Source organism: Lysinibacillus sp. FW12 (genome assembly GCF_050817245.1).
Taxonomy (GTDB): domain Bacteria; phylum Bacillota; class Bacilli; order Bacillales_A; family Planococcaceae; genus Lysinibacillus; species Lysinibacillus irui.
The window spans coordinates 3,525,989-3,538,718 of the sequence record NZ_CP139094.1 but is presented as its reverse complement, the minus strand read 5'-3'; the positions used below and the strand labels follow the sequence as shown (position 1 = coordinate 3,538,718).

The 12,730-nt window shown below is 35.9% G+C and carries 11 protein-coding genes; all 11 read left to right on the top strand.

What is annotated here, in order from left to right; genetic code table 11:
• Positions 1–148: 148 nt before the first annotated feature.
• The 11 genes from recA to SJW71_RS18305 all read left to right on the top strand — a co-directional run bounded on the left by recA (position 149) and on the right by SJW71_RS18305 (position 12,606).
• Positions 149–1,210 carry a recombinase RecA gene (recA, locus tag SJW71_RS18355; RefSeq protein WP_274796044.1) on the top strand — a complete coding sequence of 354 codons (1,062 nt, stop codon included), beginning with the start codon at positions 149–151 and terminating at the stop codon, positions 1,208–1,210.
• 555 nt (positions 1,211–1,765) lie between these two features.
• The gene (gene rny, locus SJW71_RS18350) at positions 1,766–3,325 is read left to right on the top strand and encodes a ribonuclease Y (protein WP_274796045.1); all 1,560 of its coding nucleotides are present in this window, start codon (positions 1,766–1,768) and stop codon (positions 3,323–3,325) included.
• Positions 3,326–3,444: 119 nt separating this feature from the next.
• A complete protein-coding gene (locus SJW71_RS18345) occupies positions 3,445–4,227 on the top strand; it encodes a tyrosine-protein phosphatase (RefSeq protein ID WP_407133088.1) in 783 nt (260 codons plus the stop codon).
• 352 nt (positions 4,228–4,579) lie between these two features.
• Positions 4,580–5,416, top strand: coding sequence for an O-antigen ligase family protein (locus SJW71_RS18340; protein WP_431811329.1), 837 nt, complete (start codon positions 4,580–4,582; stop codon positions 5,414–5,416).
• 66 nt (positions 5,417–5,482) lie between these two features.
• Positions 5,483–6,196, top strand: coding sequence for a YveK family protein (locus tag SJW71_RS18335; RefSeq protein WP_431811328.1), 714 nt, complete (start codon positions 5,483–5,485; stop codon positions 6,194–6,196).
• Positions 6,196–6,894, top strand: a complete 699-nt coding sequence (locus SJW71_RS18330) for a CpsD/CapB family tyrosine-protein kinase (RefSeq protein WP_431812223.1) — start codon at positions 6,196–6,198, stop codon at positions 6,892–6,894. The genes SJW71_RS18335 and SJW71_RS18330 overlap by 1 nt, the downstream gene beginning before the upstream one ends.
• A gap of 16 nt (positions 6,895–6,910) precedes the next feature.
• Positions 6,911–7,990, top strand: coding sequence for a glycosyltransferase (locus tag SJW71_RS18325; protein WP_431811327.1), 1,080 nt, complete (start codon positions 6,911–6,913; stop codon positions 7,988–7,990).
• On the top strand, positions 7,956–9,146 hold the full coding sequence (locus SJW71_RS18320) for a glycosyltransferase (RefSeq protein WP_431811326.1): 1,191 nt from the start codon (positions 7,956–7,958) through the stop codon (positions 9,144–9,146). Before SJW71_RS18325 ends, SJW71_RS18320 begins: the two co-directional genes overlap by 35 nt.
• A 19-nt stretch (positions 9,147–9,165) precedes the next feature.
• Entirely contained in the window at positions 9,166–10,695 is a 1,530-nt protein-coding gene (locus SJW71_RS18315; RefSeq protein ID WP_407133095.1) for an oligosaccharide flippase family protein, read from the top strand.
• Positions 10,677–11,678, top strand: a complete 1,002-nt coding sequence (locus SJW71_RS18310; protein WP_322605945.1) for a glycosyltransferase family 2 protein — start codon at positions 10,677–10,679, stop codon at positions 11,676–11,678. Before SJW71_RS18315 ends, SJW71_RS18310 begins: the two co-directional genes overlap by 19 nt.
• Positions 11,679–11,808: 130 nt before the next feature.
• The gene (locus SJW71_RS18305) at positions 11,809–12,606 is read left to right on the top strand and encodes a TIGR00282 family metallophosphoesterase (protein WP_274796053.1); all 798 of its coding nucleotides are present in this window, start codon (positions 11,809–11,811) and stop codon (positions 12,604–12,606) included.
• The last annotated feature ends 124 nt before the right edge of the window (positions 12,607–12,730 follow it).

The window sequence follows — 12,730 nt, the reverse complement described above, 5'->3', positions numbered from 1 at the left end:
ATAGGAATTTGGGTAGAGGAAAACTATCCAAATTTTTATTTTGAAGAAAAATCGAATAAATGTTCGCTTTTTTCTTGCGTGTTTTCTCAAAAACAAGTATAGTAGAGATAGACAAAAACAGTGAACAGTTTTCGAAGGAGGAAAATGAATGAGTGATCGTAAAGCAGCCTTAGAACAGGCTCTAAAGCAAATTGAAAAGAATTTTGGTAAAGGTTCTATCATGAAACTCGGCGAAAAAACCGATTTAGAAATTGCGACATCTTCAAGTGGTTCGTTAGCACTTGATGCAGCATTAGGAGTAGGCGGATATCCACGTGGACGTATTATTGAAGTATACGGCCCAGAATCATCTGGTAAAACAACAGTTGCGCTTCATGCCATTGCGGAAGTTCAAGCAAAAGGTGGACAAGCTGCATTTATCGATGCAGAGCATGCATTAGATCCAGTTTATGCGCAAAAATTAGGCGTCGATATTGACGAGCTATTACTTTCACAGCCAGATACAGGGGAGCAAGCACTTGAAATTGCAGAAGCATTAGTGCGTAGTGGTGCTATTGATATTATCGTTATTGACTCCGTTGCTGCCTTAGTACCAAAAGCTGAAATTGAAGGGGATATGGGTGATTCTCATGTCGGCCTACAAGCACGTTTAATGTCTCAGGCATTACGTAAACTTTCAGGTGCGATTAATAAATCAAAAACGATTGCTATTTTCATTAACCAAGTTCGTGAAAAAATTGGTGTCATGTTCGGAAACCCTGAAACAACACCAGGTGGACGAGCTCTTAAATTCTATAGCTCTGTCCGTTTAGAAGTGCGTCGAGCAGAAGCTATTAAACAAGGTAATGATATTGTTGGTAACCGTACAAAAATTAAAATTGTTAAAAATAAAGTAGCGCCGCCTTTCCGTACTGCTGAAGTGGATATTATGTATGGTGAAGGTATTTCTAAAGAAGGCGAAACAGTTGATTTAGGTGTAGAATTAGATATTGTCCAAAAAAGTGGTTCTTGGTATGCATATGGTGATGAACGTCTAGGTCAAGGTCGAGAAAATGCTAAACAATATTTAAAAGAAAATGTTGCTGTTATGGAAGACATCGCAAATAAAATTCGAGCTTCTTATGGTATTGCAGCTTCTTCTTACACAATTGCTGCTCATGATGAAGAAGAGATGGATGAAGAATTGATGTTACTTCTTGAAGAAGAATAATAAACGATTGCATTGTTCCCATTTTTTGAGGGAACAATGCTTTTTTTTGTCTATATTCTTAAACTTTTACCCATAATAAGAGTAATGCCGTCTATCTCAAGGTGTTATTTCTTATGTACTGTTTTTATATTAATTGTATTTAAGATGAAATTTTTTCTAGTGTAAAAGTAATAGGGTGAAAAATAACCGAATGGATAGGACTTACTTTTTTTGGCTGAAGGGCGAACAGACGCCCGACTATCCTTGACAGAGCTTAAGGCTAGCTATACAATTAAATATGTATAATTTCTGAATTATGACTTTAAATAGGCAGTACATTTTATCTTCATTTACCTAGTGTTTTCTAGTGAAATGGACATCACACATTTAGAATATTGTTGAGATTTTCCCTTTCATATAGATGTCTAAACACCTACTAAATGAAGCTAGAGCCTTTGGCTAATAGAACGGATTTTGTGTAAATTCAATCAAAATCTGGCGCAATTTCGCCAAGGCGCGATAGATGTATGCGCCGACTGAAACAGTAATACCCAAATAGCAAGAGGAGGTGTTCATATGGATGGAATTACTATCATCTCCGCTTTGCTTGGACTCATCGTTGGTGCCGCTGTTAGCTATATCTACATGAAAAAAGTGAATGACTCAAAAATCACTGGTGCTAAACATGTTGCTGAAACAATCGTTGAAGAAGGAAAACGAGAAGCGGAGGCAATGAAGAAAGAAGCACTACTTGAAGCCAAAGATGAAACTCACAAATTTCGTACTGAAGCCGAAAATGACATTCGTGAACGTCGTTTAGAACTTCAAAAACAAGAGAACCGTTTATTGCAAAGAGAAGAGAATCTTGATCGCAAGGATGATGCTCTAAATAAGAGAGAAGCAGGCTTAGAGCGTAAAGAACAAGCTCTAGCTGAAAGACAACAGCATATTGAACAGATGGAGAGCAAAGTGGACGAGCTCGTAGCACTACAAAAAACAGAGCTAGAACGTATTTCTGCTTTAACTAGAGATGAAGCTAAAACAGTTATCCTAAATGAAGTAGAAAAAGAGTTAGCGACTGATATTGCTGTGATGACGAAGGAAGCTGAAACACGTGCGAAAGAAGACTCAGATAAAAAAGCACGTGAAATTTTATCATTAGCATTACAACGCTTTGCGGCAGATCATGTAGCAGAAACAACTGTATCTGTTGTGAACTTGCCAAATGATGAAATGAAAGGTCGTATTATTGGTCGTGAAGGCCGTAATATCCGCACATTGGAAACATTAACAGGGATTGATTTAATTATTGATGATACTCCTGAAGCGGTTATATTATCAGGCTTTGATCCAATTCGTCGTGAAACGGCTCGACTTGCACTTGAAAAACTTGTACAGGATGGTCGCATCCACCCAGCTCGCATTGAGGAAATGGTGGAGAAAGCTCGACGTGAAGTGGATGAACAAATCCGCGAAACAGGTGAGCAAACTACATTTGAAATTGGCATTCATAATTTACATCCAGATTTAATGAAAATTTTAGGCCGTATGAAATATCGTACAAGCTATGGACAAAACGTCCTAAAACATTCAATTGAAGTCGCACATTTAGCAGGATTACTTGCTGCTGAACTTGGTGAAGATGTAGCGTTAGCTCGTCGTGCAGGCTTATTACATGATATTGGGAAAGCAATTGACCATGAAGTTGAAGGTAGCCACGTCGAAATCGGTGTGGAACTAGCAACGAAATATAAGGAACATCCGGTTGTTATCAACAGTATTGCTTCGCATCATGGTGATACTGAAGCAACATCTGTTATTGCGGTATTAGTTGCAGCGGCTGATGCATTATCAGCAGCTCGCCCAGGTGCACGTAGTGAAACACTTGAAAACTATATCCGCAGACTTGAAAAGTTAGAGGAAATTTCAGAAAGCTATGATGGTGTAGAAAAATCTTTTGCTATTCAAGCTGGACGTGAAATTCGTATTATTGTACAACCTGAAAAAATTGATGATTTAGCATCTCATCGTCTTGCACGAGATATCCGTAAACGTATTGAGGAAGAGTTAGATTATCCAGGTCATATTAAAGTAACAGTCATTCGCGAAACACGTGCTGTGGAGTATGCGAAATAATATTGAATGTTAGAGGTTTCTTTAGATTATTATCTAGAGAGCCTCTTTTTTAGTAGAGGTAGAGTCATGTTTGAGGAGCATCCATCATAAAAAAGAACAAGGCTAGGTTTTGATTAACGATGAAAGATGTGATAATCATGATCGATATCCATGCACATATCTTATATGATGTGGATGATGGACCAAAAAATGAGATGGATTCCTTGGAAATGCTAAGGCAAGCTGCTAAAGAGGGGATTACAGAGATTATTTGTACATCCCATGCTAGACACCCACAATATCATGTCACTTATAGAAAAGTGGTAGAGCAAGTAAATGATTTACAACAATTATTACATCATCATCAAATTCCAATTACACTCCATACAGGCCACGAAATTCGCTTACATGATAATCTCCCAACATTACTACAACAACAGCAACTTCATCCATTAGCACAGTCAAAATATATCTTATTAGAACTTCCTTCGAGCACTATTCCGGCTTATACGATAGAGATGATAAGGAGCTTAAAAACATTTGGCTATATACCAATCTTAGCTCATCCAGAACGAAATTTTGCCATTAAAGAAAACCCAAAGAAACTAGAGGCCCTTATTCAACAGGGAGTATTGACACAATTGACAACAGGTAGTTTAACAGGATTATATGGAAAGGACATACAACGTTTATCCCTCGCTTTAGTGAGAGCAAATTACATTCATACGATTGGCTCAGACGCACATGATTTACAAAAAAGAAGTTTCTTCTTTCAATCAGCACTCCACTATCTGGAGAAAAAGAAAGAAATAGATACAATCACTCGCCTCTTAGATAATAATGCAAGAGTTTTAGCGAACAAGCCTATTTTGCCACTTGAGTTAGATGATATGGCTATAAAGAAACGATGGCTTATATTTTAAACGTCTTTGTTAGAATTGAGCGTGAAAAAAGATGCAATTGCTCTATACATTACTGTTTAGCATACTTGTTTTTATGAGCCTGATGCAGCCTGTCGCTGGTATTTTCCATAAGTTATCCTTATTAATCAGCCTGTTAATCATACTCGTCTCTTTTTTCATCCATAAAAAAATATTCATTCACAATGTACAAGCTAGTGTTTTTTTTAGTATGTATACTTTTTTTTGTGTGATATCAGCAGGGGTGAATCAGGATATGGTTCTCCTGAAAAACAGTCTACAATTAATGTGCATGTTCATAGCAGTTTCAATTTTTTTTAATGATCTTGTCAAAGAACAGGTGATAGAAATTGTTTTGAATAGTGTTTTAATCGCCTATATACCATTTTTAGCTTTATGTTTTCAGCAAGCAAATTATATGTTTTCAGCTTTTTCAGGTGTATTTGAGAACCCGAATACGATGGGGTTTTCAATGATTGGTTTAATGATCGTTGTACTCATGAGATTGTATAAGGTGGCAATGCAGATGCTACATGGACAACAACAGGTAAACTACATATGGTCTTTTATTCTTTATATGACCATTTATATATTTACTTTGTATGTCATCTTGCTATCAAATGCCCGCACTTCCTTGTTAACGGTTTCTATTGCCACAGTTGTTGTATTTTTTTGTATTGTCAAAAGCATGAACAAAACCTTTTTACCACTCTTAAAATTGATTTTACTCTTTGTAGGTGCAGGTTTAGTGTTGGTGATAGTGATGATCAAATTGGACATAATGCAAGAGGCTGTACAAAGTATTTTATCGAAAATGGAAAAAAAGTCGACGAACATAACAGATGGTCGTCTTGAAATTTGGCATTATGTTATTGAGCATTTTCGTTTCTGGGGACACGGTGTTGAATCACTGTGGTCGATAGGTGTTGCTCATGCACATAATACATTCGTAAATATTTTACAAGAAACAGGATTGATGGCATTGATTAGCTATTGTTTGTTTTTATTGGCAATCGTCAAAGGATATCGTCATATGAATAAACAAGCAATCGTATTTATGGGCTTAGTAATGGTAGCCGCTCTAGGGGTTTCTACATTTGAAATACTATATTTTAATATGCTTCATATACTTGTATTTGTTGTGAGTGGCACTATTTATAATAAGGGCAAAATCACAATTACATCTGAATAACCAATAGGCTTGTTTAATATACTTTATTAGCATTGCGCACATTTGCCAATTAGGAGGGGATCCATTTTGAATGAAGAAATGACAATACAAAGTCTAGTAAAAGTAATGTTAAAACGTTGGCTCCTTATCCTAATGTTCACTATTCTATCAATAGGCGTTGCTTTATTGATTAGTTACTTTATTCAAACACCCATTTATGAAGCGGAAACCCAAATATTGGTCAATCAAAAAAGCTATGAAAATCAGCAACTAGTAGGGGCACAGAATGTTGATACGGATCTTCGGTTAATTAATACGTACAATGTCATTATCAAAAGCCCTGTTATTTTAGCGAAGGTTATTGAAGTGCTAGTACTTGATACGACGCCAGAGAAATTAATGAGGCAAATTGAGGTTTCGAGCGCCAATAACTCCCAAGTAGTGAACATTCGAGTACAAGATGAGAATAGTGAGAGGGCAGTAAAAATAGCTAATACGATTGCAGAAATATTTAAAGAGGAAATCCCTGTATTAATGCATGTAGACAATATTAATATTCTTTTTGTAGCACAAAATAGTGAGCATCCAGTACCTGTTAAGCCAAATAAACTGTTAAATCTTATCATAGCAGCCATCACAGGTTTCAGTTTGGCGATGGTGCTTGCATATTTTTTAGAAAAAATTGATAGGACTATTAAAACAGAACAAGATATTGAGGTTTTATCATTACCAGTGATTGGGGTTGTCAGTAATATAGAAATGCCTACTAGAAAAAAATCCGGAAACAGGGGGTCATCGTAATATTTTCCAAAAGAAAAACAAAAAAATCAACAATGGCTCGCAAGCTGATTACCGTTTCTGATATGACATCCATTCCTTCTGAGCAATATCGTACGATCCGGGCAAATATTAAATTCTCACAACCTAATCAAGATGTTAGAACCATTTTAGTAACCTCATCTATCGCTGGTGAAGGAAAATCTACAAATGCAGCAAATATCGGTGTCGTATTTGCGCAAGAGGGTAAAAATGTTCTCATTGTAGATGCAGATATGCGTAAACCAACTTTACATCATACATTCTATCTTGACAATATTTTGGGACTATCCTCTGTGTTATCACGTCAATCTACACTACAGGAAGTTATTCAAGAAACCTTTGTTGAAGGAGTGGAAATCATTTCGAGTGGAGCCATTCCGCCAAATCCTACAGAGTTGTTAGCTTCTGAAACGATGACCTCGTTTTTAGCTGAAGTGAAAGATCTATACGATATCATTATATTGGATGCACCACCATTACTCTTTTTATCGGATGCACAAATTTTATCAAATAAATGTGATGGCACCCTGTTAATCGTCAACACAGGGGTGGTTGGGAAAGCAGCTGTTATAAAATCAAAATCCATCTTAACGGTTTCCAAAGCCAATATTTTAGGGGTTATCTTGAATAATTATAAGATAAAAGGTAGTACGTACGAGTATTATTACGGAAAAGAATAAGGGTGAGAATGTAGCTTTGAAAAAAATCCTGCATATTATTCCAACAACAGATTATGGTGGTATTACCACGATGATTGTAGACATCTTATTGAATACAAACAGATCATTATATCATTTTGATTTTGTGTCGTTTAATAAAGGGCCATACCATGATATTTTCTTACAACAAGATGCAAAGATATTTTATGAGGAATATATTACGCAGCAAGGTCCTCTCTCGTATATAAAAAATATTTATCGAATAATTAAACAACATCAATATGATGCCGTTCATGATCATACAGGCTATCGAGCAGTCTTTACATTACTGGCAGCTCGTTTAGCAGGTGTTCAGTGCCGTGTACTACACAGTCATACGAATGTTGCAGAAGAGTGGAATCATCCAGTCATGTTAACCATGTTGAAGAAACTAAGTGTTTTCAATGCGACACAATTGGTAGCCTGTAGTAAAAAAGCAGGAGAATTTTGTTTTCATAAAAAACCTTTTGAAATAATAGCGAATCCGATCGATAGCACCAAAATTGAACGCATATCAAATGAAGAGAAGCGGAGTTTGAGGAAGAAATTAAAAATCCAAGATGGCGAGTTAGTATTAGGACATATTGGGCGTTTTGTTCAAGTTAAGAACCATTCTTTTTTAATTGAACTTGCTAGCAATTTAAAACAACAAGGTGTTCCTTTTAAATTATTTTTGATAGGGGATGGCCCCTTAGAACAGGAAGTTCGCGATCTCGTAAAAGCAAAAAACGTAGAGGACTGTGTTCTGTTTTTAGGGCAGCGTGCTGATATCATTAAACTACTACAACTTTTCGATAAATTTATTTTACCATCTCATTTTGAAGGGTTTGGAATTGTTCTGTTGGAAGCTCAAGTTTGTGGTACACCATCCATTGTTTCTTCGACTTTACCAAGGGAAGTAGACCTTGATATTGGTTTACTACATTATCTAGATCTACAGGGCGATATAGATTGTTGGCTACAACAAATTGCTAAGAAGAATGTCAAATTGGATGAACATATTATCCAAAACAGTATAATCAATAAAGGACTGAATGTAGAAAATGTTACGAGCCAATTATGCGCTCTCTACATGTAACGAATTTAAGTTAAAGGATGAGACTATCCAAAAGAAAATTAAAATTACTCATATCATTACGACTATTGGACTTGGGGGAGCCGAAGCAATGCTTTATCGTCTTTTGCAAAATATGGATCGGAATGTGTATGAGCTAGAAGTCATCTGTTTAACAGAGATGGGGACATACGGTAAGTTAATTGAGCAGCAATTACATATTAAGGTATCTATATGTGATATGCGTAGTAATAGTATAAGGGCTGTTCTGGACTGTTATCGATTATGTCGAGGTAGCGACATTATTCAAACTTGGATGTATCATGCGAATTTACTAGGGTATATTTTATCCATTTTGCTCAAAAAGAAATTAATTTGGGGTATTCACCATAGTAATTTAAACAAACAGGAGAATAAACGCAGGACAATTTTTATTGCCAAGCTTTGTGCAAGATTGTCGAAACGTGTGGATGCCATTATTTCGTGTGGGCCAAAGGTAAAGGAAATCCACGAAGCGATTGGCTACAAAGGGAAGCAACACCACGTTATTGTTAATGGAATTAACACAGACGAATATATGCCGAGTAAAAAAAGATACTATTATATGGAACAATTTGGTATAAAAAACCAACCAATCTTGTTGCATGTTGGGAGATGGGATCCCTTAAAGGATTATGAAAATTTGATTGCTAGTTTAAAATGGTTACGTCAGCTTCGACAAGACTTTTATTTATTTTTAGTTGGCTATGAGATCGATACCTTTAATAAGGAATTAATGCTAATGATTGAGGAAGCACAGTTGCAACAGGTAACATTCTTATTAGGTAGTAGAGAGGATGTCCCACAATTAATGGCTGCGGCTGATTTATTTGTTTTATCATCAGTGGGAGAGGGGCTACCTAATGTGCTAGTGGAGGCACTGGCTAGTGGAACCTGCTGCGTGACAACGAATGTTGGCGATTGTGAATATTTGGTGGGGGATTATGGAGAAGTAGTGTCAGCCAAGGATCCAAAGGCTTTAGCAATGGCAATAAATAAGGCATTAAACTACAGTTCACAGCAATATGCAGAAAGAGCGAGCCACGGTCGTGACCATGCTTTAGCAAATTATCAAATTAAACAAGTCGTTGCGCAATACCATGCATTATATCCTGCGATACTTGATGAAAAGTCATCCTAACTAGTAGAAAGGTGTGCTCATGAAAGAAATTAAGATTGGAGCCATTCTTTCGTATTTGACAATAGGTTGTACAATGATTTCTTCTCTTATTTTCACACCTATTTTGATCGCGCTCCTTGGTCAGAAAGAATACGGTTTATATTCCTTAATGATAGTAATTGTAGGGTATTTATCTATTTTAGATTTAGGGTTAGGCAATGCCATTATACGCTATATTGCTAGAAATAGAGCCGCAGCGGATAAAACGTTAGAAGCATCTTTAAATGGATTTTTTCTAAGATTATTTATTGGTATTGGCTGTCTTTCATTATTGATAGGATTTTTTCTATTTTCACACGTGGATCATATTTTTGGTCAAAGTTTATCAAAGGAACAATTAGAAAAGGCCAAGATCATGGGCTATATAATGACCATTAGTTTGGCGATGCAGTTTCCCTTAGGCGTCTTTACTTCCATTCTACAAGCATATGAAAAATTTATTTTTATTAAATTGACAACATTATTACAGGTGATTATACAGCCTCTGACAATGTTGTTTTTTTTGTTACAGGGGACAAATTCGGTGACATTAATAGCTATTATCGCTATTTATAACATTCTTTTTTTAGCATTAGATGCTATTTATTGTACTAAGGTGCTTTCTATCAAATTTACTTTTACCATAAAAAATACAGCACTAATAAAAGAAATTTTCGTCTATTCATTTTTTATTTTTATAACAGTCATTGTGGATAAAATTTATTGGCAAACTGATCAAGTTCTATTAGGAATATTGAAGGGAACTGCGGATGTTGCCATTTATGCAGTGGCGGTTCAAATTGTTTTGATATTTATGTCACTTGCTTTAGCCATTAGTGGATTATTTTTACCTCGTATTTCGATGCTTGTGACAAAGGAAAATGGATTAGAAGAGATTAATCAACTCTTCATTAAAGTTGGAGCGATACAATGTTTAGTCGTTGGTTATATATTGGGTGGCTTTTTTCTTTTTGGTCAAGAATTTTTATTACTGTGGTTAGGGAAAGATTTTATCGACATATATGCGATCGTTCTCATTATTATGGTGCCTTTTAGTATTGATCTCATTCAAAACTTGGGGCTTAATGTATTAAAAGCCAAAAACCTTTTTAAATTTAGAACTGTTTTACTAATTAGTGTTGCAGTCGCCAATGTTTTTATATCAATACCAGCTATCTATTTTTATGGAAAAATCGGTACAGCAATGATTACGGCTTGTTCATTATTTATAGGGAATGTAGTGATCATGAACATCTATTACCATAAAAAAATTGGATTAGATATATTCGGATTTTGGAGAAAGGTTGGTAGACTAGTTATCGCTTTTAGCTTGGCCATTTGTATAGGTAAGTTATTATGGGAATTAACAAAACCTCAAATTAGTTGGCTTTCTATTTTGCTTTATATTTTCTATTATACAGTTCTGGTAGCAGGCAGTCTTTTTTGGGTTGCTTTAAAGAAGGAACAAAGAAAAGAGTGGATAGAGTTTTTCCGTAAAGGAGGCGCGAAGTTATGGCGTCCAAAATCTTAGTGAGTGTCATTGTGCCTGTCTACAATGCTGAGAAATACTTGGAGAAATGTCTAACGAGCATATGCCATCAAACATTAAGAGATATTGAAATTATTATGATTAATGATGGCAGTCAGGACCAATCATTATCTATTTTGCAAAATTTCGCTGATCTTGATAAGCGTATTACCGTTTTGGATTTGGAAAATAGCGGTGTAAGTAAGGCGAGAAATATAGGGATTGACCATGCGAATGGACAATTTATCACCTTTGTGGATGCGGATGATTGGCTAGAGGTAACCATGCTGGAGGAACTGTATCAAGCATGTAGGCTAACAGGCTCCAACATTGCAAAATGCGATTTATACTGGCAGGAAGCGGAAGGAAGTAGGCAATTACACTATCCATCCAACACCTATTGTACTTTTAGTGCAATAGAGTGTTTAAATAAATTATTTACAGAAATAGGGGAAAGTCATTTTGGTTTTGCAAGCTGCAAATTGTATGAAAAATCTTTTTTAGATATGCATAGGCTTCGTTTTGATGAAGCGATGAGTTTCGCTGAAGATACTGTTTTTTTAACGAGAGCCGTCCTAAAAAACCAGTCTATCTGCTATGTACCAAGACAACTTTATTATTATAATGTGAACAACGAAAGCTCTTTAACTAAGAAAGCAATGGTTAATTTACGGAATAATTATGATGTCTTGTATAAAAAGCTCTTAATGGAATTACTGCGTGCAGAGGTTTATGCGGAAGTGAAAAATAGCTTTTTGAATTACCAGTTTGAGGGGTTACTAGTTATTCTTCATCAAAGCGCAACGAAACAACAAATGAAGTATGAGATGCAATCCTTTTTAAAGGCTTATCCAGACATACTAAAAGTTAAGTTAATTAATCGCAATATGAAACAGTTTGTTTTTTTAAAACTAATGAAAATGAATTGGTTTAGCCTATCTTCAACACTGATCTATTTGAATGTAAAAAAGCCTAAAGTTATATAGCATTGTAAGATCCGATATTTTATTTTGCGTAATCATTGTCCTCGCGTTACAATGAATGATGGTATGATAGGTGCGAATGAATGTCTCTAAAATCCTATAGAGACGGAATGAAAGAAAGAGTGGTTAAAAAATGAAAGTTTTATTTATTGGCGATATTGTTGGATCAATTGGGCGAGATGCGGTGGAGAAATATTTACCTCGCTTAAAAAAGAAATTTAATCCAGATGTTGTAATCGCAAATGGTGAAAATGCTGCGGCAGGACGTGGGATTACGCGTAATATTTATAATAGCCTATTACAGATAGGTGTAGATGTCATTACAATGGGCAATCATACATGGGATAATAAAGATATATTTGATTTTATTGATGATGCAGACTATTTAATTCGACCAGCCAATTTTTCAAATGAGGCACCTGGTAAAGGAATGGTGCAAATTTCGAAAAATGGCGTGACATTATCTGTCATTAATTTACATGGTCGTGTATTTTTGCCTCCTCATGAAGACCCATTTGCAATGGCGGAACAATTGATTGAGGAAGCACGTCAAACATCACCACTTGTTTTTGTAGATTTTCATGCGGAGGCGACGAGTGAAAAGATCGCCCTTGGCTGGCACTTAGATGGAAAGGCTTCAGCGGTTGTTGGGACACATACTCATGTACAGACAGCAGATGCAAGAATTTACCCGAACGGTACAGCCTATATTACGGATGTTGGTATGACAGGTCCTTATGATGAAATTTTAGGCATGACAAAGGAGAGCGTCATCTATAAATTCCAAACTAATATGCCTTCACGTTTTGAAGTGCCAAAGAAAGGGCGAGAGGTATTAAGTGGATTCTTTGTAGATATTGATGATCGAACAGGGAAAGCTACTGCATGTGAACGTATTTATATAAATGAAGATTATCCGTTTCAAGGATAAAATAAGTCGAAGTTTGTTGGTTTACAACTCTTTTAGTGGGATACAGGATTCTTAGTCTATTTCCTTCTTGCGGAGCATAAAATGTGCTACGGACAATAACTTGAGGTCCAAAAAAGGGGGACAT

Bases quoted from the DNA above. Each gene is read 5' to 3' on its own strand.
- recA (WP_274796044.1), top strand. From the start codon at position 149: ATGAGTGATCGTAAAGCAGCCTTAGAACAGGCTCTAAAGCAAATTGAA.
- rny (WP_274796045.1), top strand. From the start codon at position 1,766: ATGGATGGAATTACTATCATCTCCGCTTTGCTTGGACTCATCGTTGGT.
- SJW71_RS18345 (WP_407133088.1), top strand. From the start codon at position 3,445: ATGAAAGATGTGATAATCATGATCGATATCCATGCACATATCTTATAT.
- SJW71_RS18320 (WP_431811326.1), top strand. From the start codon at position 7,956: ATGTTACGAGCCAATTATGCGCTCTCTACATGTAACGAATTTAAGTTA.
- SJW71_RS18315 (WP_407133095.1), top strand. From the start codon at position 9,166: ATGAAAGAAATTAAGATTGGAGCCATTCTTTCGTATTTGACAATAGGT.
- SJW71_RS18310 (WP_322605945.1), top strand. From the start codon at position 10,677: ATGGCGTCCAAAATCTTAGTGAGTGTCATTGTGCCTGTCTACAATGCT.
- SJW71_RS18305 (WP_274796053.1), top strand. From the start codon at position 11,809: ATGAAAGTTTTATTTATTGGCGATATTGTTGGATCAATTGGGCGAGAT.